The organism is Kribbella sp. NPDC026596, from assembly GCF_040638415.1.
GTDB lineage: Bacteria > Actinomycetota > Actinomycetes > Propionibacteriales > Kribbellaceae > Kribbella.
The window spans coordinates 82,394-106,396 of record NZ_JBEZYF010000028.1 but is presented as its reverse complement, the minus strand read 5'-3'; the positions used below and the strand labels follow the sequence as shown (position 1 = coordinate 106,396).

Here is a 24,003-nt window from a genome sequence, read left to right as displayed (position 1 = left end):
GCCTCCGCCTGGAACTCGGCCTTGGCCAGCGCGAGCTCCTGGCGCGTCAGTTGTCCCAGGTCGGTGGTCAGCTGGGAGACCAGCTCGCCGACCGAGTCGTCCATCGACAACCGATGCGAACCGCTGCCGGGTGGTGATCCGCTGACGGTCATCTCACAGCCCCGATCCGGGCGTGAACCTGGGCGTCACCCGCGAACCGGGATCCAGATCTGGCGCCACTGGCGGCAGGACCAGATCATCGTCATCGGCCGGTGCCTCGGACAGACCGTTACTGCAAGTCGGCGATCCGTTGCTACTCCGCATCCTGGTGCTGGTCGACGTACTCGTGCCACCTGCGGCCAAGGCACGCGTGAGGCGGCCGGCCACCACACCGGCGGCCGCGGCCACCAGCAGGAATGTGCCGGGCTTGCGCCGCGCGAACCCGCGGACCTCGTCCAGCAGCTCGCCAGGCTCGTGCTGCTGCAGGAAGTCCGCCGCCTGATCCGCGAAACCCGCACCGTGCCGTGCCAGCTGAGCAACCAGCCCGGACTGACCATGCTCGGCCATCCCACGCAGCTCATCGCCCACCGAACGAAGTCCGTCGGCGGCCCGGTCCTTCTGCTGGCTCGCCTGCCCGACCAGCTCGTCCCGCGTCTGACCGGCCAGTCGCCGGGTCTGCTCCCGGACATCCGACGTCACGTCCGATGCCTTGTCCTTGACGGTCCCCGCAACCTGACGCGCGGCTTCGGCCGACGTCTCCTTCAGCTGCCCAGCCTCGTCCCGGGCTGTCCCGGCCACACCTTCTGTGGCGTCCATCCGATGATTCGTGGTGTGCGTCATATGACGGCTCCTTCCAGGAGCATTGCTTGACGTCGCGAGGCCCGCGTCTGATCCGCCGTACGAGAGGACGGCAAGAGGATCTGGAGAGGCGCGGCCTGCTCAGGGCCGAAAGGCGCAGCATCTCTGCCTCGCAACAAGGACTTACCGAAATGGCACTCTTCCGTACCACCACCGAAACTAGCCGCCCGGTACCCGCCGCCAAACACCCAACCAAGCAACTCGACCGGCTACCTCGGCGACCGCCTCGTGCCGGAACTGCTCGAGGCCGGCTTCCGGGTCCGCGCAGTGGCACGGAACCCGGACCAGCTCCGAGATCGGGCCTGTACGACGAGATCGACGTCGTCGAAGCGGATGCCGGGGACCCACGGCAACTGCGGACGGCGATTCACGGCGTTGCCATCGCCTATTACCTGATCCACTCCCTCGGTACCGGCCGGCGGTTCGCGGCGCGCGACCGGCACAATGCCTCGACGTTCGGGACGGCTGCCAGGGAGGCTGGTGTACCCCGCCTCATCTACCTGGGCGGCCTCTATCCCGAAGGCGAGGAACTCTCGCCGCATCTGACATCCGTGCGCGAGGTCGGCGAGATCCTGCTGGCTACGAGGCGGGACACATCGTCGTCCGCCAACGTGCGCTGTTCCATCCGCACGGCCTGCCCGGCCACCTGTACTGGTGGCGATCAAGCCGTTCCACGGCGTCGTCTTCGGCGGCATGCAACGCAACATCGCCTCCGCCGTAGGCGCACCTTGATGAAGCCGAGTGGTGCCGGTGTCTGAGCCGTCGATCAATCGCCGGTCTGATCGTTCGGGGCATGCACAGGCTTCGACTGCGATGAGGAACGCTGGCGCAGGTAGACCGACCCGCCGATGATCGCCGCGACCGCGAGGAACTCGCTCTGCCAGTTCTGGAACGACTCGAACCAGAACTGCGACGTACGCACGTACTGCCAGGCCGTGACGGCCTGGCCGCCGTGCAACTGCTGATCCTGGCTGTACGCCCCCGCGCCGGTCACGGCATGGAGCCAGAAGGACAAGAAGAAGACGATCCCGAAGGCGATCGCCAGCGAGTTCTCGTACAACCGCAGCACCAGCTCCGACCCATGCCGCACCGGCCACGGAGCCCTTGCATCGTTGCGATGGTCCCGCGGATCCTCGTCCTGCTCGGCCGGCTCGTCGATCGGCCGGGACTCCGCCGACCCCTTCTGCACCAGGAACGTCGTGAGCAGCACATACATCCCCATCTGCAAGAACTCCGACTCCCAGTTCTCGAAGACCGTCTCACCGAACGACGACGACCCGGCATACGCGGCCAGCGACTCAGCCGGCTGACCGTGATCGGACAAGTCCTCGTTCTCGTGCGCGTGCCCGGTCAGCAACACGCCCACCAGGAACAACGCGAACAGCCCCAGATTCACCAGCAACAACGCTCGCAGCCGAAGCCAACGCATCAACACCATCCCGATCCACGCCTATGGCCGCCAGGTACCCACCAGTCCTCCGCTCACTCGCCCGAACGACCTCACGCACTACGCCTGATGCGAGTGGCAGGCGGGATTGCGCCGGGGTACCGGGCCCGGCACCAGACCAGGCGAGAGGAACTTGAAATGCCCGCTGATGTTGTCGATCTGATCATGCAGGACCACCGCGAGGTCGAACGGTTGTTCGAGGAGCTCAAGGAGAACCCGGAGAAGCGCCCGAACCTGATTCCGGTGCTCACCACCTTGCTGACCGCTCACAGCAGAGCCGAAGAGGCAGAGGTCTACCCGGTAGCCGCGGCAGAGGCCGGCGAGAAAGAAGAGGTGTCGCACAGCCAGCAGGAGCACATCGAGGCCGACCAACTGCTCGCGAAGCTCGCCACCACCGATCCGACGTCGGCCGAGTTCGACAAGGCCCTGCAAAACCTCGTCGACGCGGTGTCCCACCATGTCGAGGAGGAGGAGACCAAGGTTCTGCCCGGGATGCGCTCGAATCTGTCGGACGAGCGCCGTACCGAGCTGGGCGAGGCCTTCGTTGCCAGTCGCAAACAACACCTCGGTGAACAACCTGGCGACATCACCCGCGACCAGCTCGCGCAGCAAGCGAGCAACGCCGACATCTCAGGGACGTCCGGCTTGACCAAGGACAAACTGCAGAAGAAGCTGCAGAGCGAGGCCGACAGCTGATGGATGTTGCACGAGGCGGAAGCGACCGGAGGCGGTCTAGTTCCGCCGCATGATCCCAGGTCCCCGGTGTTGAGACGACAGCACCAGGGACCGACCACTACTCAACGCGTCAATCCTTGAATTGGTCTCTCCTCTTCTGGTTCCGATGGACAGGACCCCAGGACCCCAGGGCGCCCCGCGCCACACCACCCCATGCACGCCGTACCCCGACCTGGACTCGAACTTGCGGTGTCTTGCTTGATCCGCCGGATGGTGGGTACCGAGCTTGCACCATGCTCGAGACACCGGGTGCCGGTCTCGGGCTGGCGCGCGTGTGTCACGGGTTCCCTGTTGGGCCAACTGCCCACCTGTACGAAAGGCACACCGCCATGTCGATGAATGCATTCGACCCCTGGACCTACCGAAAGACAGCCGGCTACACCGAGGGCAGCGACCTGACCGGGTACAAGATCGCCGCCGTTGACGGCGATATCGGCAAGGTCGACGAAGCCACTGATCAGACCGGTACTCCCGGTCTCGTGGTCGACACCGGACCGTGGATCTTCGGGCGCAAGGTGCTACTGCCTGTCGGTGTGGTCGAGAGGGTCGACCACGACGACGAGAAGGTCTACGTCGACCGGACCAAGGACCAAATCAAGGACGCCCCCGAGTACGACCCCGACGCCGGGGTCAACGACGACTACCGGACCCGGCTCGGCGGCTACTACGACGACACCTACCGCTCCGGCATGTAGCCACACCTGACCCGAGCGTTCGGCGGCCGGCTCGCCACAGATACGGTCCGCACCACCACCGGCCCGCGGCCGCCGAACGCACGGACCGCCCACGATCACCCAACAGCAGTTGCCCGGAGCAACGGTCGTGGACAGCGAGCGTTCGTTTCGCGGCGGGCATGCTCTCAGGCAACCGGGAACCTCGGTGCTGCTTCGCACACCGTTGCGATGCCGCGGCCGGCCAGCAGTAGGAAGTCCGGTCGTACCAGCGCGGCTCCAGCCTTGCCGTCTGCGAGCCACTGATACAGGGCAGAGTCGGGTTTCACCTCGTGCACCTCCGCCCCCGGGGTCGCCGGCACGTCCCGCTGCCCGGGCGTGAGCGGTACGCCGGTCACGAACACCACCCCGCTACGGGCCATGTCGTCAGCCACCGGCATTCGACATCGCCGGGCTCGCGCTCAGTCAAACCGTGTGCCCGCGGCCGCAACCGCAGCGGGAGATTCCGCGAGACCGGGCCGACACAGATCGTGGCGAGCTTCGGTGATCAACCGGACGTAGAACGTCCGGAACCGCTCCTAGGATGAAGGCGAACTTCCGGTGCCGACGAGAAGGATGGAGGGAATCGTGGCCGGTTACATGGTTGCGCATCTGGACGCTATCGAGGAACTCGACGACGCGGGCTGTCACTATCGGCCGATCCGGCACCACCTGGGCATCACGGCATTCGGCGTGACTGCTTGGACGGCGCATGCCGCGGGCGACCTCGTCATCAACGAGCACGACGAGGACGACCCCACCGCCGACCAGGAACTCTTTCTCGTCCTGCGCGGCCACGCCGTGTTCGAGATTGACGGTGACCAGGTCGACGCCCCGGCCGGAACTCTTGTCTCCGCCCCTCCCCGAACCAGGCGAACCGCCTCCGCCAAGCAGGCAGGGACGACTGTCATCGCACTGGAAGGCACGCCAGGACGAGCGTACGACGCACGAGGATGGGAACTGTGGGCTCCGCTTGCCCCGCTCTATCAAGCCGGCAGGTACGCCGAGGTCGCCGACCGTCTCGGCGATCTTGTCGCAGCCAGTCCGCAGTACCCCATGTTGTTCTTCAACCTCGCCGGCTGCGAGAGCCGCGCCGGCCGGACCACTGACGCGCTCAATCACCTCCTGCACGCCATCGATATGTCAGCGGAGTTCCGCGCATCCGCAGCGACCGACTCCGACCTGGACCCGATCCGCAGCGAGCCCGCCTTCAAGCAACTGATCAAGGGCTAGACCTCAATTCCGGATCGCCGCGTGGCCCTTTTGGGACTCCGGTCGGCAGGCGCAGCTGGCACATCGCGTGACTTTTCGCTTCAACTTGCGCGATTCCGGTCCGCGGGGTGCATGATGTCCGCAGGTTCGCTCCAGAAGGCGGGCGCCTCGGTAATTGGCGACCCCATGCGCTCACCGACCCGAATTTGCCGAGCTCTACCATCAGGAGATCGCTGCCGGCTTCGGGCCTGTGCTGACCGTCATCGAAGCCGGCGAAACACTGCTGATCCAAGACGTGGCTACCGAAGGCAGGTGGTCACCGCAGTCGAGCGAGCGGGTCAGGGCGGCGGGCGCCCGATCCGCGATGCACCTGCCCTTGATCGTGGCCGGACGCGCCGAGGCAGTGCTGAGCCTGTACAGCGAGCACGCCGATGGATTCGATACCGACGACATCGCCATCGCGCTCATCCTTGCCAGGCACTCCACAGTCGCGATCGCAGCAGCCAGGAGCGGCGCGTCCATGGCACAGGCTGTCGACGCCAGAAGACTCGTCGGCCAGGCGATGGGCATCCTGATGGAGCGCTACGACCTGGACAGCGACCGCGCCTTCGAAGTCCTCAAGCGCTACTCCCAAGACAACAACCGCAAGCTCCGCGACGTCGCCCTAGAGCTGATCGACACTCGAAAACTACCCCGCTAGAACTGAGTATTCTGCCTGCGCTGCGGGCACATGGCCTCCAAGGACGGCGCGATCTCGAGGTCAGAGCCGTCCCAGGTTCCGGGTGTTGAGCCGACAGCACCAGGGACCGCGCAAATTCCGAAGGCGTCAAATCCTTGAACGGATCCTGCACCTTTGCCGGCCTGCGCCTGCATGAGGCAGCTTTCGCCCCAGTTCGATTCGAACCACCTTGGACCGAGTCCAGCCGATGCAACTGCCGTCCTTCTCGGCTACTGCGTGCTGGTCAGCTCACTGCTTGCTGAGTTCGGTGATGGTCAGGCCTGTCACAGTCGTTCGGTGAGGGGTGAGCAGGTCGTCCTGGTCGATGGTGAAGGTGACGGTCAAGACCGGCGTCGAGGGATCCGTTTCGTCGATCTCGTCGACCACACCCGGTGTGCCAGCTGGGATCTTGCCCTGCCAGAAACCGCCGAGGTCCGTCACCGCGGCTACCTCGTCACCGCGCTGGAAGCTCATGTCGCCACTCGGGTACGGCCAGTCCGGACGCTCGTCACCCCCGGTGGACATCGCCTCCGCCATCGCCTGCTCCCCTCCCGATCAGTCACTTACACGCCCCAGGTACCCATCAACACCTCGCCCGAGTCAGGTCACGTGACGCGGGGTACCGGCAGTGGACGCGCAGCTACAGCGAAGCCGGAAGCCAGTAAAGGAAATCTTGATGACCGCGAGTCTTGCCGCGACCGTTCTTGGAACACCCGATCCGCCTGCGCTGGCCGACTTCTACCGCGAGCTCCTGGGCTGGATCGAAACCAGCCGGGTGCCGGCGTGGGTTCGGTTGCGCCACCCTGACCACGAACGCCCCGGACTGAACTTCCAACTGGAATCCGACCACATCCCGCCAGTCCGGCCGCAACGCCCCGATGCGCAGCAGATGCAGGCCCATCTCGACATCGAGGTCCACGATCTCGACCGCGTGGAGCGTGCCGTGAGCCTCGGCGCGACCATGGAGCAACACCAGCCACAACCCGACGGCGTACGGGTCATGCGCGACCCCCACGGACACCTCTTGTGCCTCTTCCTTCCAGGCCACTGAGTGGGGTACCTCAAACATGAACATGAAAGCTGCAGCTCGTGAGTGGTGTCGTTGTTGTTGGTGCCGGGCCGAACGGGCTGGTTGGCGCGAATTTGCTGGTCGACACATGTCACTGGGACAGCATCCTCACCAGCGGAAGCCAGCGCCGCTGGCAACGGACAGGGTCTCCACGGATCAAGGCCATCTCCCCTCGTCCCGCCAATACCGGCAGCGCCAGTCGAGGATCGTCAAGAAGCCGGCCAGGCGGTTATCCAAAGTCGTGGCCTGGGCGGACGAGACGGTCGACAGCATCGTCGAGGCACACCCCCGAGCGGTTCAGACTCATTCCCATCATCGGATCGGCAGCAGGTCTGCGTCAGGGCGAGATGTTCGGACTCTCGGTCGACGACTTCGACTTCGAAGAACAGGTCATCAGAGTTCGGCGTCAGGTGAAGCGGCTCGGCAAGGAGTACGTCTTCGCGTTGCCGAAGAACGACACAGAACGCTTCGTTCCGATGTCGGCGTTCCTGGCGAAGATGGCCAAGGAACACATTGAACGTTTCGGAACGACGACAATCTCACTGCCCTGGAGCGCCTCGACGGCGAGATCCAGGACCACGCCCTGATTTTCACCTGGTCGGACGGCAAGCAGCTCCGCGCACGGTTGTACGACCTGACGGTCTGGAAACACGCACTCGTAATGGCTGGTGTCATCCCGCCACCCGTCAAGGACAAGCGAGGTCGTCGCCGCTACAAATCAGACCGCACGACGGGTCTGCACGCGTTGCGCCACTACTTTGCCAGCATCACCCTGGCGGACGGTGTCAACATCAAGGAGCTCTCCGAGTACCTCGGTCACTACGATCCGGGATTCACGCTACAGATGTACACCCACATGCTCCCGTCGTCCTACGACCGCGCCCGGCAGGCAGTGGATCGCCGGCTTGAGCGGCTTGAGGAGCAGCGGAAGTGGCGGGATTCTCTTATGGGCAGGCCTATTTCAGCTCGGCGGAGGTCTTGCCGAGGAGCCGGCGGGCGACGATCAACTGCTGGATCTGCTGGGTTCCTTCGAAGATGTCGAGGATTTTGGAGTCTCGGGACCATTTTTCTAGGAGGTGGTGTTCTGAGTAGCCGAGGGTGCTGGTTAGTTCTATGCAGCGGAGGGTGATGTCGTTGGCGGAGCGGCCGGCTTTGGCTTTGGCTATGGAGGCTTGGAGGGAGTTCGGCCGGCGGTTGTCGGCCATCCAGGCTGCCTGGAGGGTCAGGAGGTAGGCGGCTTCCCAGTCGGCTTCCATGGTGAGGTACGACGCTGCCGCGGCCGGTTGGAGGTGGACGGGGCGGTCGTAGTCGACCTCGACGCCGGCGTCGCGCAGCAGGTCGCGGGTGAGTTCAAGGGATGCTCGGGCCACGCCGACGGCCATGGCGGCGACCAAGGGGCGAGTGTTGTCGAAGGTCTGCATGACGCCGGCGAAGCCTTTGTCGGCGTCGATGTCGGGTGAGCCGAGCAGGTTCTCCCGCGGTACGCGGCAGTTCTCGAAGCGGATCGTCGCGGTGTCCGATGCGCGGATCCCGAGCTTGTGCTCGAGGCGTTCCACGCTCATGCCAGGCGTGTCCTTCGGTACGACGAACGACTTGATCGCAGCCCGCCCGAGCGACTTGTCCAGCGTCGCCCACACCACGACGGCGTCGCAGCGCCCACCGGCCGTGACGAAGATCTTCTCACCGTTCAGCACATACACGTCGTCGTCCAGCCGAGCTGTCGTCTGGATGTTCGCCGAGTCCGAGCCACAATCGGGCTCGGTGATCGCCATCGCCGCCCACACGCCGTCGAAGCGACGCAACTGCTCCTCGGAGGCGACGGACGCGATCGCCGAGTTGCCGAGCCCCTGCCGCGGCATCGACAGCAGGAGTCCGACGTCGCCCCAGCACATCTCCATGATCGACAGCACCGACGACAGGTTCGACCCGTTCACGACCCCGTCGACGGCGTCGGCAGTACGTCGTACGCCGGAGGCACCCGCACCCGAACCGGTGCCCGAGGCACCTAATCCGTCGACCATCGCCGCGAGCATGTCGAGCTCGACCGGGTACTCGTGCTCGGCCAGGTCGTAGCGGCGCGAGTTCGGCCGCAGCATCTCCGCGGCGACCTGGTGTGCCTGATTGACGAAGGCACGGAACTTCCGAGGCGTCTCGAGGTTGATCATCAGACGAGCACCGCACCTTCCATCACGCCGATCGCCCGCAGATCGCGGTACCACCGTTCCACCGGATGCTCCTTGACGAAGCCGTGCCCGCCGAGCAGTTGGACGCCGTCCGTCCCGATCTGCATGCCCTTGTCGGTACACAGCCGCCGCGCCAGCGCGACCTCGCGAGCGAACGAGAGCCCTTGCTCAGCACGCGATCCGGCCCGGTACGTCACCAGCCGCATGCCCTCCAGCTCGATCCCGATGTTCGCCACCATGAACGCCACCGACTGCCGGTGACTGATCGGCTCGCCGAAGGCAGTCCGCTCGTTCACGTACGGCGTGACGTAGTCGAGCACCGCCCGTGCCGTACCGAGGGACAACGCGCACCACCCGAGCCTCGACAACCGCACACATTCGGCATAGTCCTCAGGGGTTCCGAGTTGTACGGCCGGCACCTCCGTGAGAATCACCCGGCTGAGGGAGGCCGCCCGTAAGCCCATCGACGGCTCGGCCTCGATCGTCACGCCGGGATGGTTGGACTCGATCAGGAACAACGCGGGCCCGGAGGACTCCACGTCTGCGGCGATCACAAACAGTTCGGCCTCGGCCCCGCGCGGCACCAACGACTTCACGCCGTTCAGGAGGTGACCGGTTCGTTGCCGCGTCGCCCTGGTTTTCAGCGTGAACGGATCGAACAGCGGTCGCGGTTCGAGGATCGCCAGCGCTGCCGGGGGTACGGACGACCCCGTGAAAGCCGGCAGGTACGTCGCCTGCTGGGTCTCATCGCCCCACAGCGAGATCGCCGTACTCACGGCTGCCGGCGCCAGGCACGCGACCGCCTGTCCCATGTCGCCGTGCGCCATCGCCTCGGCCACCAGGACGCCGGTCATCGCGGATCGTTCGGTCACGATGCCGCCGAGTTCCTCGGGAACCTCGATCAGACTCAGCCCGAGGTCGGCGGACGATGAGAGAACCTTCTCTTCGGTCGCGCACGCGGTGTCCGAAGTGGCGGCAGCTGGGCGGAGCACCTCGGCGGCGAACTCGCGCACGACCTCGACGACCAGCTGCTGATCCTCGGTCGGGGTCAGGTCGAAGCGGCCGGTCCCCCGGGCCGCCGGCAACCGCGACGGCTTGCTGCGCTTCGACGCCGCCGAGAAACTCCGAGAGAGCGCTCCCGCCGTGCGGAAACCGGTCTTCGTCGCCTCGAACACCACCCGCTCGGTCTGCTTCCGCAGCCCGAACCGGTCGATCGCGCGCGACTTGGCCAGCCGGTTCAGCAGTGCGACGCCGACTCCGATCGCGTCCCGCCTGCCTCGCGTTCGCTCCTGAAGGCTCATGGCGCTACTGTAAACCGAAGTTACAACCCAGGTCACGTCCCGGCGCTGCAGGGCGGCGGTGATAGCCTGACGACCCGTTCGAAGGGTGGACACGTAGTGGCCGTGAGCATGTCGGATGTGGCCCGCCACGCCGGGGTCTCGCAGCGGACGGTCTCCAACGTGGTCAACAACTACGTCCACGTCTCCCCCGCAACTCGCGCGCGGGTGCAGGCAAGCCTCGACGCGCTCGGATACCGGCCGAACACGGCCGCGCGGCGGCTCCGGACGGGCCGCACCGGCACGGTGACGCTGGCTGTCCCGACCTTCAGAGAGCGCTATTTCGCCGATCTCGCCGAGGCCGTCATCGCGGCAGCCCAGCGGCGCGGTACGACGGTCCTGGTCGAGACGACCGGCGGACGCCACGAGGCCGAACTGGAACTCCTGCACGGCGGCGGCGAGATCCTCACCGACGGGCTCATCATGAGTGCGGTCGCGCTGAGTCGCGTGGACGAGGGGCAGGCGGAGGACCGGAAGCATCCGGTGGTGCTCGTCGGCGACCGTGAGCCCGGCAGCGAGATCGACCACGTCGGCATCAAGAACCGGGAAGCGGCGCAGGCGGCGGTCACTCACCTACTCGACACCGGACGGCGCCGCATCCTGCTGCTCGGAGCGAACAACGGACCCAAGCGCTCCTACCAACTCCGCCGGCAGGGCTACCAGGCCGCGCTGAACAAGCACGGGTTCGAGGTCGACCCGAACCTCCTGATCGACTGCGGCTGGACGACCGCCGAAGCCGCCGATGCGATCGCCCGAATCATCAGTCAGAGGGATCTGCCTGATGGGATCTTCGCGATGAATGACTCGGCCGCGCTCGGGGCGATCCGGGCGCTGGTTCGCGCCGGGATCGACGTGCCGGGGCAGGTCTCGGTGATCGGATTCGACGACATCGTCGAGTCGAGCCTGTCGACGCCGACGCTCAGCACGGTGGCCCCGCTGCTCGACGACATCGCGAGCATGGCGCTCGACCTGCTCGAGGAGCAGTTCGGCGCGGAGGAGCCCCGCGTCCCCCAGCACCGGATGGCCGGCTACGAGCTCCGCCTCCGCGAGAGCACCACCCTCTGACAAGCCGGACGACGCGCCACAACCTCTTGTTTTCCGAGTTTGCTACGTAGTAAATTTCGCGACCATGACGCGCACAGCTCTCGCCCCCGTGTTCAGTGGAGATGGCCGGATCGAGTTTGCGGACCGCTCCTACGCCGATCCCGGTCCCGGGCAGCTTCTGCTCGGGGTCCAAGCGAACGCTCTCTGCGGCACGGACCGCGACCAGTACTTCGGCGGGTCCAGCGTTGTGCCCGGTCATGAGGCCGCCGGCACCGTGATCGCCGCGGGAGAAGGCACCGGCGTTCCGGTGGGGAGTCGCGGGGCCGTGTTCCTGATGGACTTCTGCGGCGAGTGCAGGAGCTGTCGGCTCGGGGCGACCAATCAGTGTCTGGCCAAGCGGGCGGACATGGGGTTCACCCACGACGGCGGGTACGGACCTTACGAGTTGGTCCACGAGACGAACTTCTTCCCGGTCACCGATGACATCGAGATCGGCAACGCGACCATGTTGCTCGACGTGATGGGTACCAGCCGCCACGCACTCGGCCGGGCCGCGCTGGTTCGGCAGGACGTCGAGAGTGTCTACATCGCCGGCGCCGGGCCGATCGGCCTCGGCTTGGCGGTGATGAGCAAGTTCCTGCACGGCGCCGACGTACCGGTCTACATCTCCGACATCTCTCAGTGGCGCCTCGACTTCGCCGAGAGCTTCGGTGCGATCCCGGTGCTCGCAGACGATCTGAAAGCCGTCGGGGACCCGGACATCGCGTTCGATTCGTCCGGCAAGGAGGTCGCCCGGCGCGCGGCACTGGACATCCTCGGCAAGCGCGGTGCGCTGATCTGTGTCGGCCACGGGGAGACCGTCACGATCGACGTCTCGAGTGACCTGATCGCGCCCGAGCACGCGATCCTCGGCAGCGAGTACTTCCGGTACGACGAAATGACCGCCAACCTCGAACTCCTCCAGGCCAACCAGGAGCTGATCGGCCGCGTGATCAGCCACCGCCGCCCGGTCGCCGACATCCGCGAGGCGTTCGCGCTGTTCCTGGCCGGCGAGACCGGCAAGGTCGTCGTCACCCAGGAGATCGCCTCGTGAGCGAACGCCTTCGCGTTGCTGTGGTCGGCGCCGGCGGCTGGGGCGAACAGCACGCCCGCATCTTCTCCCGCCGCGAAGACACCGAACTCTGCGCAGTCGTCGGCCGCACACCGGACAGGACGCAGAAGAGAGCCGAGCGGTACGGCGCCACCCCGTACACAGACCTCGCCCTCATGCTGCAGCGCGAGCACCCCGACCTGATCACCGTCTGTCTCCCGAACGAAGACCACTTCGACGTCACCCTGCAACTGGTGCGGACCGGCGTACCGCTGCTGGTCGAGAAGCCACTCGTCTTCGACCTCACCGAGGCCGACACCCTCCTCGCCGAAGCCGGCGACCAGTTCTTCGCGATCAACTTCAACCACCGGTACGCCGAACCCGTCCAGCGCGCCAAAGCCCTGATCGATGCCGGCGAGATCGGTGAGCCGGTGTTCGCCACCTGGCGCTTCGGCGGCGAAGCCAACCACGGCAACTCGCCGCACGCGAATCTGATCGAAACCCAGTGCCACGGCTTCGACATGCTCGAGCACCTCGTCGGCCGGATCGCCAACGTCTCCGCACACATGACCGACAAGACGTACGGCGACTTCAGCACCCTCGCGCTGGCACTCGACTTCGAGAACCGGGCGGTCGGCACGATGCTCGGCAGCTACGACTCGTCGTACGCGTACCCCGACTCACAACGCGTGGAGATCAACGGGACCGAGGGCCGCCTGGTCATCCACGACACCGTTCGCGCGCTGACCTTCTCCCGCGTCGGCGACGATGTCGAACGCCGCTGGCACTCCGGCTACTTCGACGACGAGGCCCGCTACTTCTCCGGCACCTTCGACCGGCACGTCGACGCGATCCTCGACGCCCTCCGCGCCGGAACCAAGGCACCCGTACACGCCGAAGCCGGCCGCCGAGCCCTGCAACTGGCCCACGCCGCCATCCAATCCCACGAGACGGGCCGCCGGATCGCCGTCGTGAGCGCCGCCTCAACACCCGCGTGAGCGCCGTACGACCCGCGTCGGCGACCGCCGAGCGCCGTACGATCCCTCCATGGGTACGACGGACGACCGGACCACCGCACTGGCCGATCGGCTCTTCCGCGACGCGGGCGGCGCGCTCGAGCTGTACACGATCTACCTCGGCGAACGCCTGGGCTTGTACCGGTCGCTCGCCGACCACGGCCCGTCCACGTCGGCCGAGCTGGCCGACCGGACCGGGACCGCCGAGCGCTACATCCGCGAGTGGCTCGAGCATCACGCCGCCAGCGGGCTGATCGACGTCGATGACGTCCAGGCGGCACCGACCGAGCGGCGGTACCACCTTCCGCCCGAGCACATCCCGGTCCTGGCCGATCCGGACCACGTCGACTATCAGGCGGCCAAGGGGGTGGAGCTCGCCCGCGCGGCCCGGCAACTTCCGCACCTCGTCGAGGCCTTCCGGACCGGTGGCGCACCACCGCACCAGCCCTGGGAGCCGGAAGGCCGCGCGGAGTTCAACCGGCCGATCTACCTGAACCGCTTGGGCAAGGAGTGGCTGCCTGCCATCCCGGAGATCGATCGCAGGCTCCGGGACGATCCACCGGCCCGCGTGGCCGACTTCGCGTGCGGCACCGGCTGGTCGTCGATCGCGATGGCCCAGGCCTACCCGCGGATCACCGTGCACGGGTTCGACCTCGACGAGGACGCGATCATTGCGGCCAGCCAGCACGCCGACGAGGCCGGCCTGGCCGATCGCGTCAGCTTCTCGGTCGCGGACGCGGCCGACCCCGCCCAGGCCGGCCGGTTCGACCTGGTCACGATTCTCGAGGCCCTGCACGACCTGCCGCGGCCGGTCGAGGCGCTGCGCAGCGCGCGGGACATGCTCGCGCCCGGCGGGATGGTCCTGGTCGCCGACGAGCTGGTCGAGGACGAGTTCACGGCACCCGCGTCGGACCTGGAGCGGTACCACTACGGCTGGAGCCTGATGTCCTGCCTGTCGGACGCGATGGGCGATCCGGAATCAGCGGCGACCGGGGCGCTGATGCGTCCGTCAACGCTGCGCGGCTACGCCACCGCCGCGGGCTTCCAGGAACTACAGGTTCTCCCGTTCCACACCGAGTTCTGGCGTTTCTACCGACTGGTCCCCTGACCGGAGATCGCATCGGCCTTGGCGGTCAGGTAGCGCTGCTCGGGCAAGCTCGTCGTACGGCGAGCCGCCGCGAGGTAGAGCTCGTGCGCTCGAGACAAGTCTCCGGAACGCTCGTACAAATGCGCCCGTACGGCGTCCAGCCGGTGTGTCTCGGTGATGTTCTTGTCGTCGTCCAGCGTGGCGAGCAGCTCGAGTCCCGCGGCCGGACCCTCCACCTGGGCGAGCGCGATCGCGCGGTTGAGCGTCACCATCGGGTTCGGGGCGAGCTTCTCCAGCAGCAGGTACAACGACAGGATCTGCGGCCAGTCGGTCGCCTCGGCACTCAGCGCCTCGGCATGGATCGCCGCGATCGCCGCCTGGATCTGATACGGCCCGACGGCTCCCCGGGCGAGCGTGCTCAGGATCAGCTCGGCGCCCTCGGAGATCTGCGCGCGGTCCCACAGCGTGCGGTCCTGCTCGTCGATCGGGACCAGGCCGCCGTCCGCGGTGCTGCGCGCCGTACGCCGGGAGTCCGTCAGCAGCATCAACGCCAGCAGACCCGCCACCTCACCGTCGTCGGGCAGGGCCGATCGCAGCATCCGGGTCAGCCGGATCGCCTCGGCGGTCAGCTCGACCCGCTGCAGTTCCTCGCCCGAACTCGCGGTGTAACCCTCGTTGAAGATCAGATACAGCACCTGGAGTACGACGCGCAGCCGGTCGGCCCGCTCGTCCTCGGGCGGCATCACGAACCGGCTGCCGGCCGCCTTGATGCTCTTCTTCGCCCGGCTGATCCGCGGCGCCATCGTTGCCTCCGGCACCATGAACGCGCGGGCGATCTCGGCCGTGGTCAGACCGCCGACCGCGCGCAACGTGAGCGCGACCTGCGACGCCGGCGTGACGGCCGGATGACAGCACAGGAAGAGCAGGGTCAACGTGTCGTCGGCCTCCGGCGGACCGTCGACATCGGCGCCTGGGGCAACCAACTCCTCCGGTCCGGCCATCGCGGCGACCGAGTCCTCGCGCCGCCGCCGCGCGCTCTCGCTGCGGAACTGATCGGTCAGCCGCCGGGTCGCGACCGTGATCAGCCAACCCCGCGGGTTCGCGGGTACGCCGTCGGCCGGCCACTGCGTCGCCGCCGCCAGCAACGCCTCCTGTACGGCGTCCTCACACAGATCGAACTGCCCGTGCCGCCGAGCCAGGAAGCCCAGCACCTGCGGCGCGAGCTCCCGCAGCAGACCCTCCACACCGGCTCCGTCACTCATCTGCGAACCCCCTCACGCATAGGACCAGCCTGACCAACCGTCCACGCGGATGGCGATCACCGGCCCCCGCGGCGGATCAGCCTCGTACTGCGGATACTTCGCCGCCAGCAACTCCACGGCCGCCGGTGCCTCGGTCAGCACCCGCGCGACCCCGTCGACTCGTACCCACCACAGATGCGTCCAGTCCTCGTCGTACTCGTCGACGAGCACCGCCACCCGTGGGTTCGCCGCGATGTTCCGCAACCGCTTCAAGTCCATTGTCGTCTTCGGCTTCTGATCGACTCCGATGAACAACTCGTCCCCGTGCACCGCATACGTCACCGGTACGACATGAGGCCGCAGGTCAGCACCCACCGTCGCCAATCGTCCGACTCGCGCCGCCGCGACTCGGGCTCGGCAGGTGGCTTCATCCAGTTTCAACGCTGCAGATGCCGGAGGGCCGCGGCCGGGAGAGTGCGAGTGAGCGGACCGATGACGGACGCGTCGCGCAGGGCAGTGCGGGCGGCGAGATGACCGCAGGCGCCGTGGACTCCACCGCCGGGATGAATCGCGGAGCTGCCGAGGTAGAGGCCGGTTACGAAGGTCCGGGGGCTGCCCAGGCCGATCGTCGGGCGGAAGACGAGTTGCTGGTGAAGTTGCATGGTGCCGCCGCCGAGCGCACCGAAACCGAGCGCGGCGTTCCCCGACTCCAGCGCGGACGGACGCTGCAGGTCGCGGGCCAGGATGAGCTCCGAGAAGCCGGGCGCGAAGCGTTCGATCGCACGTTCCATCCGCCCGGCCAGCTTCTCCGCGGACTCGTCGTCGGAGATCCCGCGCGGGAGGTGCGAGTAAGCCCAGACCGCCTCGGTTCCTGCCGGCGAGCGGGTCGGGTCCGACTTGGTGGTCTGGCCGATGAGCAGGAACGGCTGGGACGGCAACCGGCCGGTGTCGAGGTCGGCGGACAGGTGGACGAGGTCGTCGGCCGTTCCGCCCAGGTGGACCACCCCGGCGGAACGTGCCTCGGGCGATCTCCACGGGACCGGGCCACTCAGCCGGAAGTTCAGCTTGACCGTCGGGTAGTCCCACTCGAACCGCTCGTCCAGATCCCGCCGCAAACCGGCCGGGATCGTTGCTTCTGGCAACAACGAACGGTAGAGCGCCGGCGCGGACGTGTCCGCGATGACGGCCCGGCTGACCGCGACCGTCTCTCCGGACGCCGTGCGTACGCCGGTCACCCGGCCGGATGACACGTCGATCCCGGCGACCGGAGTACCGGAGACGAGCAGGGCGCCGGCGCGTTCGGCCCGGCCGACCAAGGCACCGGACAGCGACGACGACCCGCCGGCCGCGACCGGGAAGCCGACGTCCTGCGCCAGCATCGCGAGCAGCCAGCCCATCGTGCCGCTGACGCTGCCCGACATCGGCGAGTCGGCGTGCATCGCGTTGCCCGCCAGCAGAGCCGCACCTCGCGGACCAGTGAACAACTCCTGGCCCATCCGGTGCATCGGCATCGCCATGAACCGCGCGAACCGCAGCAACTCCCCCGCCGACCCCAGCTTCCGCGCGAGCTTGATCCCCGGCACGACCGGCGGCCACGCGGTGAGCAGCGACTTCAGCAGTGGCTCACGGATCGCGACGTACTGCTGGTAGAGCCGCAGCCACGCCTCACCGTCACCGGGGTGGTCCACGCCGATCGACTTCGCGGTGTCCTCGGGATCCGGGTGGACGGCGACCGACGCACCGTCCTCCGCGTCGAGGAGGTGCACGAGCGACAGCGGCGCGTTCGACCATTTCAGCCCGAACTTCTCCAGCTCGAGCGCACGCAGTACCGGGGACGCCACGCCGAGTGGGTAGTTCGAACTGAAACGATCGCTGACCCATCCGTCGCTCTCGACCGACCTGACTGCCCCTCCGAAGGTCTCCGCGGCCTCCAGCACCAGGACGTCCCAGCCCGCGTCGGCGAGGGCGATCGCGCTCACGAGCCCGTTCGGCCCCGAACCGATCACCACGGCATCAACACTGCGCGGCAGCATGCCTACGACCTTAACTCGATCTCCCGCATCAGGTCTGTGACCTCGCGGGCGCGCCCTACCATCGCGGGGTCGACCATCCGGCCGTCCGGGAGGACGATCACACCGCCGGTCGAGACTCCGGTCTGCTCGACCGCGGCGAGTAGCGCTTCGGCTTCGGCCACCTGTACGGCGCTCGGCGTGAAGCACTCGACGATCGTGGCCAGCTGTCGCGGATGGATCGCCGTACGGCCGACGAACCCGAGCTCGCGTCCTTCCAGCGACGTCCGTCGCAACCCTTCGACATCGTTCACGTGCGGGAACACCGACATCATCGGAGCACCCAGGCCGGCAGCCCGCGACGCCGACACCAACCGTCCGCGAGCCCAGGCCAACCCCACGGACCCGTCCACGCCCAAGGCACTGGACAGATCCGCCTCACCCAGCCCGATCGCGACCACGCGCGGATCCGCCGTGGCGATCTCGAACGCTCGCTCCAGCCCGAGCGGCGACTCGATCAGCGCTGTGATCCTTGCCGACGGCACCTGTTCGAGAACGGTGTGCACATCGGCCGCGCTCTCCACCTTCGGCATCCAGATCCGCACCGACGGCACGACGGACACCGCGGCCAGATCGTCCTCGATCCACGGCGTTCCGAGCCCGTTCACCCGGACCTCCACCGGCCCGTGCGCGTTCGCCGCGATCCACGCGACCGCCCAGCCCCGCGCGTCCGCCTTGTCGTCGACGCCGACCGCGTCCTCCAGGTCGAACACGACCACATCGGGGCCCGCGGCAACCGCCTTCGCGAACCGATCCGGCCGGTTGGCCGGAACATACAGTGCCGTCAGCAACCAACGCCCCCTCGAACGAAAGTGTCAGACCACTCCGGCGGCCCGCAACGCTGCGAGCTGCTCCGGCGTGACACCGATCTCCGCGAGCACCTCGTCGGTGTTCGCACCGTGCGGCCGGCCGGCCCACCGAATCGACCCAGGCGACTCGGACAGCCGGAACAGCACATTCTGCATCTGCACCGGTCCACCCAGCTCCTCGTCGTCCACGGCCACGATCGTGCCGAGGGCGGCGTACTGCGGATCGGTCATGATGCCCCGGATGTCGTGGACCGGGCCGACCGCGGCCTCGGCCTTCTCGAACTCGGCCATCACCTCGTCCAGGGAGCGCTCCGCGATCCAGGACCCGACCGCCTCGTCCAGCTCGTCGGCGTGCTGGGCACGCTCCCGCCCGGTCGCGAACCACGGCTGCGCGACCAGATCCGCCCGGCCGACCAGCGTCACCACTCGCTCGGCGATGCTCTGCGAGCTGGTCGACACCGCGACCCACCGGCCGTCGGCGGTCTTGTACACGTTGCGCGGAGCGTTGTTCGACGAGCGGTTCCCCAGTCGCGGCTGGACGTACCCGGTCTGCTGGTACGCCGTGATCCCGCCGCCGAGCATCATCAGGATCGGCTCGATGATCGCCAGGTCGATCACCTGACCGGCCCCGGACCGATCGCGTTCGCGCAGCGCGACCAGCACCGCGTACGCCGTCGCGAGCGCGGTGATCCCGTCCGCGAGCCCGAACGGCGGCAGCGTCGGCGGCCCGTCCGGCTCGCCGGTCACCGCCGCGAACCCGCTCATCGCCTCCGCCAGTGACCCGAACCCGGGCCGGCCGGACCACGGCCCGACCTGACCGAACGCGGTCACCCGGGCGATCACCAAGCGCGGGTTCGCCTCCAGCAACACGTCAGGCCCGAGACCCCAGCGCTCCAACGTCCCTGGCCTGAAGTTCTCGACGAGCACATCATGAGAGCGAACCAACTCGAGGAACACCTCACGCCCGCGGGACAGGTCGAGCGTCGCCAGCCGCTTGTTCCGACCGAGCGTCTTGAACCACAGCCCGACGCCGTCCTTGGAAGCACCATGCGTCCGCGCGGCATCCGGCCGGGCAGGATGCTCGATCTTCGTGACATCGGCCCCGAAGTCACCCAGGAACGTCGCCGCCAGCGGCCCCGCGAACAGCGTCGCTGCCTCGAGCACCTTCACGCCCTCAAGCGGAGCGGATCTCATCCCGCGCACCTGAAGCCGATGGTCTCGGAGCGATCGAGACCACCGCCGGTCAGCACCAGTTTGAAGCTCACGTCCGGCTCCTGCGGTCCGCCGTCGGCGTACCAGTCGGAGCCCTCGGCAACATAGTGCGAACCGCCCTTGAGAATGCAGAACCGGCTGCGTCCGTCCCGATGCTCGCTCTCGGTCAGGTTCCACACCAGCGGTTCCGAGCGGGCGAACTCATCCAGCCCGGCGGCCACCTGCCATTCGTCCTCGGTCGGCAACCGCCCACCCCGCCAGGCCGCGTACGCGCGCGCGTCCGGGAGGTCGACGTACGTCACCGGGTGGTCCTCGGCCCCGGCGACCGGTGCGCCCTCGACCCAGTGCGCGAGGAACCGGTTGGCCACCACAGGTCGATACCCGGTCGCGGCCAGGAACTCGGCGTACTGCGCGTTGGTCACCTCGGTGATCGCGACCGAGATCCCCGGCAGCGACACCTCACGCTTGACCGTCTGGATGTCGTGCAGGCGTGGCGGCAGCGGCTTCCACTCCTCCACGTACGGCGCCTGGTCGTACAACCCCGTCTCGCGCCGCCGGTGCCGAACGGTCAGCGTCCGCTCCCCCGCCGGTACGGCGACCACCGGGCCGATCGACGCATCACCCGAGACGGCGGGGACCGGGACCAGCTCGGCCGGTGCCATCGGGAACGCGGAGTCCTTGACGTGCGGTCGTGGCATCGTGCCGAGCCGGCGCGCGGTCGCCCGGCAGGACGAGCCGGCGGTCGCGCCGACCCGGATGATGCCGGCGACACCACGTCCCGGCACGACCAGGTGAACGCCGTCGTCGTCGGCGGTGATCGGCACCCCGGACGTCACGTCGTACCAGTCGCCGACCTGATCCTCCGAGCGCAGCACGATGCCGTCGAAGTCCTCCTCGCCGCGGTTGATCAGCGTCCAGAAGGTGATGTCGGCCAGGTCGAACCGCGAAGCGTAGACGCCATGGTCGCGCGCCTTGTCGGGAATCTCCGGGGTGAGCTGGATCCAGTCGCCGTTGATCAGCACCGGCGCGAACGCGCGCTGCGCGGCGACCATCCGCCGCAACGTGGCGCGGTCACGCGCGTTCCAGCCGACCCAGGCTGAGAACACCGACTCCCAGACCAGCATGCCGACGCCGTTCACCCAGGCCGACTGCAACTCGTCGCTGTGGTCACGGTTCCACCGGCGGGTGTGGTGCATCATGTGCCGGCGCTCGAACAGGTGCGCGCGCAGCACACCCGGCGCGTGGGTGTCGGCGAACCACTGCGCCCAGGACAGCGCGTGGTCGCCGATCCTTGCCATCGGCAACCGTGACTCACCCTCGAAGGCGATCGCCGGATTCGCCGTGCGCAGCGCGCGGGTGAACGCCGGGTCGCCTTCCTTCAACGTGTCCAGGAAGACGCCGTCCACGTCGTACTCCGTCACCAGGTCGGAGAACTCATGGGCGTCGGAACGCGCGGACCGGCGGGTGCCGACGTCCCACGGGTTGTAGTCGAAGAAGACCTTCAGGCCGAGCCGGTGCAGATCGTCGATCAACGGACGCAGGCCCGGGACGTCGCGGTAGAAGTCGAACTGGTTCCGCGAGTCGATCCCGATCACCGGGTAGGCGTGCCAGAGCACGATCGCGTCGTACCCGCCGAAGTCGTCGACCCCGTGCTCGACGAACTTCTCCGGCGTGAACTTCCCGGTCTCCACGTCGTACAGCTGGTCGTCCCAGAGCCAGACGAGCGCCACCGAGTACGCCGTCTGGGTCCACTCCCGACCGGGGACCTCGTAGTGGGACCCGTCGTACGGCGTCCGCTCGAAGGCTCCGAACCGCCACTCGGCGACCTTGGCGCGCCAGCGCGGCAGGTCGGCCGGATCCTCCGGGGCGCCGAGGATCTTGGCGTCGTCGAGAAAGGAGAGGTCGGCCCGGAGCCCCAGATCCACCCGGGCGGGTAGGTCGATGGGCCGCGGTTCGAGCGGATTCACAGGTACACCTCCGCGTAACGCGCGTCGATCGCATCCCCGTGAGGCACGGAGGAAATGGCTCCCGCGGCCTGAACACTCAATGAAGCAGCAACGTTAGCGCGTCGGACCGCATTCGTCAGGTCGCTTACCGTAATCGCTGACGCGGCAGCCAGTGTCGCCGCGAGAACGCCGCAGAACGTGTCCCCGGCGGCGGTTGTGTCGACCACCTCGACCGGTACGCCGGGCACCGCGATCTCGTCGTCACCGCGGGTCAGGATCACGGCGCCGGCTGCACCCAGGGTGACGACCGCGGCCGGCACCTTCTTCAGCAGCGCCGACCGGTCCGCGCCCGCGATCGTCTCGGCCTCGGACTCGTTCACCACGAGCAGGTCGACCTCGGCCAGCAGGTCGTCCGGCAACTCGGCGGCCGGGGCCGCGTTGAGGATGAAGTACGAGCTCGCCGCGGCCGCCCGCCGGACGGTCGCGAACGGGATCTCCAATTGGGAAAGAACGATTTTCGCTGCCCCGACGACCGCGGCCGCCGCGTCGGACAGGGAGAGCTCACCGTTCGCACCGGGAGCGACGACGATCGAGTTCTCGCCACTCTCCTCGACCGTGATGATCGCCGTACCGGTCGGGGCGTCGCTCGATGACACCAGCGCGAGGTCGACACCGGAGCTGCCGAGGGCGTCACGGAGCAGGGCACCACCGTCGTCGGCACCGAGTGCGGCAACCATCGCGGTGCGTGCACCGGCCCGCGCGGAGGCGACCGCCTGGTTGGCGCCCTTGCCGCCCGGTCCGCGCGTCATGACTCCCGCGAGCACGGTTTCGCCGGGGCGCGGGATCCGCTGGACCGGGAGGACCAGGTCCACGTTCGCGCTACCCACGACGACTACTTCAGGCTTCACGCCGGGCCACCTCCACAGTCCTCCGCGCCAGCTCGGTGATCGCGATCTGGTCCATCCCCGGGAGGCTCGTGGCCATCCGGTTGTCTAGTGGTGTAGACCACTCTGCCGGAACTCCGCGCACTGCGCCAAACACCGCACCGACGGTGGCGCCGACGGAGTCCGTGTCCCACCCTCCCATCACCGCACGGCCGACCGCGGTGCCGAAATCCGGAGCGGTCAGCGCGTACGCCGTGAGCGCGGTGTTGTTCACCGCGTGCACCCAGTGCAGGTCGCCGTACTCCCCGTGCAGAGCGTCGAGCGCGTCGTCCAGGTCGAGGTCTGACAGCGCCAGCCCGAATCTGACCGCGCGCCCGATCGCACCGTCGGCCGCGATCACGTCAAGTCCGGCGAGGGCGACCTCGGTCGGCGAGTCCAGCACCATCGCAGCGGCCGACATCGCGGCAACCCAGAGTGCGCCGTCGACGCCGGCGCCGGTGTGGCTCAGCCGGGCGTCGACCAGGGCGAGTTGTGCGGCCGCGGTGCGGTCACCCGGATGCGCCCAGCCGTACGCGTCGGTGCGGATCTGCGCGCCGATCCACTCCCGGAACGGGTTGCCGACCACGGCGGCCCGGGCGGGCTCGACGCCGTTCAGAAGATTGCGGTAGGCAACGCGTTCGGCGGTGAACACGCGGCCGACCGGCAGGTCGTTGAGCCAGGCCTGCGCGACGTCGTCGGTGGTCAGCTCCGACCCGTGCCGTTCCAGCAGTTGCAGGGCGAGGATGGCGAAGTTCAGGTCGTCGTCCTCGGGCATCCCGTCGATGACCTCGCGCAGGCTGGTCGGCTTCGACCGCTTGTTCCACGGCCACCGCTGCTGCACCTCGTCCGGTACGCCGATCGCGGTGACGTACTGCCGCAGCGGCCACTGTCCGGACGTGTCCAGGATCTCCCGGATGCCCTCGCGCGGGATCTTCTCCACCGGCTTGCCGAGCAGATTCCCGGCCGCCCGCCCGAGCCAGGCGTTCAGCGTCCGCCGCTCGAGATCCGCCGGCTGACCCAGCAGCGGCAGATCGGGGATCTCCGGCTCCTGCCAGGGCGTCGTCCGCGCATCCAGTACGTCGAGCAACTCGCGGGCCAGCGCTCGCAGCTTGGGTGACGCCGGCTGGTCGGAGGCGCCCGACGCCGGGGCGTCCGTCGTACCGCCGGCCGTGAGCCAGCGCGCCTGGACGTCGGTGACGTCGACTCCTTCGGACCGTGATTGGACCAGTTGGTGCGGCAGCAGGTCCTCCGGCTGCACCCAGGTCATTCTCATCGGGCTTGTTCCTTCCCTTGTTGCGCCAGGCGAAACGCACATCTG

At 67.9% G+C, this 24,003-nt stretch carries 24 protein-coding genes and 1 pseudogene; 11 read left to right on the top strand and 14 right to left on the bottom strand.

Annotated elements, in window-relative coordinates; translation table 11 throughout:
- Positions 1-153 precede the first annotated feature (153 nt).
- Both AB0E63_RS23740 and AB0E63_RS23735 read right to left on the bottom strand, forming a co-directional pair.
- Positions 154-819, bottom strand: a complete 666-nt coding sequence (locus AB0E63_RS23740) for a hypothetical protein (RefSeq protein ID WP_360370042.1) — start codon at positions 817-819, stop codon at positions 154-156.
- 784 nt (positions 820-1,603) lie between these two features.
- The gene (locus tag AB0E63_RS23735) at positions 1,604-2,266 is read right to left on the bottom strand and encodes a DUF6766 family protein (RefSeq protein WP_360370039.1); all 663 of its coding nucleotides are present in this window, start codon (positions 2,264-2,266) and stop codon (positions 1,604-1,606) included.
- A 156-nt stretch (positions 2,267-2,422) separates the two neighbouring features.
- Between AB0E63_RS23735 and AB0E63_RS23730 the strand changes: the two genes are divergently transcribed.
- Both AB0E63_RS23730 and AB0E63_RS23725 read left to right on the top strand, forming a co-directional pair.
- Positions 2,423-2,980 carry a hemerythrin domain-containing protein gene (locus tag AB0E63_RS23730; RefSeq protein ID WP_360370036.1) on the top strand — a complete coding sequence of 186 codons (558 nt, stop codon included), beginning with the start codon at positions 2,423-2,425 and terminating at the stop codon, positions 2,978-2,980.
- A 374-nt stretch (positions 2,981-3,354) separates the two neighbouring features.
- Entirely contained in the window at positions 3,355-3,714 is a 360-nt protein-coding gene (locus AB0E63_RS23725; protein ID WP_360370033.1) for a PRC-barrel domain-containing protein, read from the top strand.
- Positions 3,715-3,878: 164 nt separating this feature from the next.
- On the opposite strand, the gene AB0E63_RS23720 is transcribed toward AB0E63_RS23725, so the two are convergent.
- Positions 3,879-4,124 carry a hypothetical protein gene (locus tag AB0E63_RS23720; protein WP_360370031.1) on the bottom strand — a complete coding sequence of 82 codons (246 nt, stop codon included), beginning with the start codon at positions 4,122-4,124 and terminating at the stop codon, positions 3,879-3,881.
- A 193-nt stretch (positions 4,125-4,317) separates the two neighbouring features.
- On the opposite strand from AB0E63_RS23720, the gene AB0E63_RS23715 reads away from it, so the two are divergent.
- Positions 4,318-4,962, top strand: a complete 645-nt coding sequence (locus AB0E63_RS23715; RefSeq protein ID WP_360370028.1) for a hypothetical protein — start codon at positions 4,318-4,320, stop codon at positions 4,960-4,962.
- A 154-nt stretch (positions 4,963-5,116) separates the two neighbouring features.
- On the top strand, positions 5,117-5,641 hold the full coding sequence (locus tag AB0E63_RS23710) for a GAF and ANTAR domain-containing protein (protein WP_360370025.1): 525 nt from the start codon (positions 5,117-5,119) through the stop codon (positions 5,639-5,641).
- Between the two features lie 267 nt (positions 5,642-5,908).
- Here AB0E63_RS23710 and AB0E63_RS23705 read toward each other — a convergent pair whose 3' ends face one another.
- Positions 5,909-6,196, bottom strand: coding sequence for a hypothetical protein (locus AB0E63_RS23705; protein ID WP_360370022.1), 288 nt, complete (start codon positions 6,194-6,196; stop codon positions 5,909-5,911).
- A 139-nt stretch (positions 6,197-6,335) separates the two neighbouring features.
- Here AB0E63_RS23705 and AB0E63_RS23700 point away from each other — a divergent pair, with 139 nt between their 5' ends.
- The 3 genes and pseudogenes from AB0E63_RS23700 to AB0E63_RS23690 all read left to right on the top strand — a co-directional run.
- Positions 6,336-6,710, top strand: coding sequence for a VOC family protein (locus AB0E63_RS23700; protein ID WP_360370019.1), 375 nt, complete (start codon positions 6,336-6,338; stop codon positions 6,708-6,710).
- 38 nt (positions 6,711-6,748) lie between these two features.
- On the top strand, positions 6,749-7,315 hold the full coding sequence (locus AB0E63_RS23695) for a tyrosine-type recombinase/integrase (RefSeq protein WP_360370016.1): 567 nt from the start codon (positions 6,749-6,751) through the stop codon (positions 7,313-7,315).
- Positions 7,316-7,389: 74 nt separating this feature from the next.
- Positions 7,390-7,575 (top strand): annotated as a pseudogene (locus AB0E63_RS23690) (hypothetical protein); the annotation flags it as partial.
- 109 nt (positions 7,576-7,684) lie between these two features.
- Here the strand turns inward: AB0E63_RS23690 and AB0E63_RS23685 are convergent.
- Complete coding sequence (locus AB0E63_RS23685) at positions 7,685-8,893, bottom strand: acyl-CoA dehydrogenase family protein (RefSeq protein ID WP_360370013.1); 1,209 nt, start codon at positions 8,891-8,893, stop codon at positions 7,685-7,687.
- Complete coding sequence (locus AB0E63_RS23680; protein ID WP_360370010.1) at positions 8,893-10,212, bottom strand: acyl-CoA dehydrogenase family protein; 1,320 nt, start codon at positions 10,210-10,212, stop codon at positions 8,893-8,895. The genes AB0E63_RS23685 and AB0E63_RS23680 overlap by 1 nt, the downstream gene beginning before the upstream one ends.
- 108 nt (positions 10,213-10,320) lie before the next feature.
- Here AB0E63_RS23680 and AB0E63_RS23675 point away from each other — a divergent pair, with 108 nt between their 5' ends.
- The 4 genes from AB0E63_RS23675 (at position 10,321) to AB0E63_RS23660 (ending at position 14,506) form a co-directional block, all read left to right on the top strand.
- Positions 10,321-11,313 (top strand): LacI family DNA-binding transcriptional regulator, encoded by a 993-nt coding sequence (locus tag AB0E63_RS23675; RefSeq protein ID WP_360370051.1) that lies wholly within the window; start codon positions 10,321-10,323, stop codon positions 11,311-11,313.
- A 64-nt stretch (positions 11,314-11,377) separates the two neighbouring features.
- On the top strand, positions 11,378-12,385 hold the full coding sequence (locus AB0E63_RS23670) for an alcohol dehydrogenase catalytic domain-containing protein (RefSeq protein WP_360370008.1): 1,008 nt from the start codon (positions 11,378-11,380) through the stop codon (positions 12,383-12,385).
- A complete protein-coding gene (locus AB0E63_RS23665; protein ID WP_360370005.1) occupies positions 12,382-13,380 on the top strand; it encodes a Gfo/Idh/MocA family oxidoreductase in 999 nt (332 codons plus the stop codon). The genes AB0E63_RS23670 and AB0E63_RS23665 overlap by 4 nt, the downstream gene beginning before the upstream one ends.
- 49 nt (positions 13,381-13,429) lie before the next feature.
- On the top strand, positions 13,430-14,506 hold the full coding sequence (locus AB0E63_RS23660) for a methyltransferase domain-containing protein (RefSeq protein ID WP_360370002.1): 1,077 nt from the start codon (positions 13,430-13,432) through the stop codon (positions 14,504-14,506).
- Here the strand turns inward: AB0E63_RS23660 and AB0E63_RS23655 are convergent.
- Genes AB0E63_RS23655 through AB0E63_RS23620 form a run of 8 tightly spaced genes read right to left on the bottom strand, consistent with a single transcriptional unit; the run spans position 14,488 to position 23,958 of the window.
- Positions 14,488-15,747, bottom strand: a complete 1,260-nt coding sequence (locus AB0E63_RS23655; protein WP_360369999.1) for a DUF6596 domain-containing protein — start codon at positions 15,745-15,747, stop codon at positions 14,488-14,490. The genes AB0E63_RS23660 and AB0E63_RS23655 overlap by 19 nt on opposite strands.
- Before the next feature lie 12 nt (positions 15,748-15,759).
- On the bottom strand, positions 15,760-16,167 hold the full coding sequence (locus AB0E63_RS23650; protein ID WP_360369996.1) for a TIGR03668 family PPOX class F420-dependent oxidoreductase: 408 nt from the start codon (positions 16,165-16,167) through the stop codon (positions 15,760-15,762).
- Entirely contained in the window at positions 16,164-17,759 is a 1,596-nt protein-coding gene (locus AB0E63_RS23645) for an NAD(P)/FAD-dependent oxidoreductase (protein ID WP_360369993.1), read from the bottom strand. The genes AB0E63_RS23650 and AB0E63_RS23645 overlap by 4 nt, the downstream gene beginning before the upstream one ends.
- Before the next feature lie 2 nt (positions 17,760-17,761).
- Positions 17,762-18,586: a CoA ester lyase gene (locus tag AB0E63_RS23640; RefSeq protein ID WP_360369990.1), complete on the bottom strand. Its 825-nt coding sequence runs from the start codon at positions 18,584-18,586 to the stop codon at positions 17,762-17,764.
- Between the two features lie 24 nt (positions 18,587-18,610).
- Positions 18,611-19,798: a CoA transferase gene (locus AB0E63_RS23635; RefSeq protein ID WP_360369987.1), complete on the bottom strand. Its 1,188-nt coding sequence runs from the start codon at positions 19,796-19,798 to the stop codon at positions 18,611-18,613.
- On the bottom strand, positions 19,795-21,783 hold the full coding sequence (locus AB0E63_RS23630) for an SUMF1/EgtB/PvdO family nonheme iron enzyme (RefSeq protein WP_360369984.1): 1,989 nt from the start codon (positions 21,781-21,783) through the stop codon (positions 19,795-19,797). Before AB0E63_RS23630 ends, AB0E63_RS23635 begins: the two co-directional genes overlap by 4 nt.
- Positions 21,780-22,670, bottom strand: coding sequence for a ribokinase (locus tag AB0E63_RS23625; protein WP_360369981.1), 891 nt, complete (start codon positions 22,668-22,670; stop codon positions 21,780-21,782). Before AB0E63_RS23625 ends, AB0E63_RS23630 begins: the two co-directional genes overlap by 4 nt.
- Entirely contained in the window at positions 22,660-23,958 is a 1,299-nt protein-coding gene (locus AB0E63_RS23620; RefSeq protein WP_360369979.1) for an ADP-ribosylglycohydrolase family protein, read from the bottom strand. The genes AB0E63_RS23625 and AB0E63_RS23620 overlap by 11 nt, the downstream gene beginning before the upstream one ends.
- Positions 23,959-24,003: the final 45 nt, after the last annotated feature.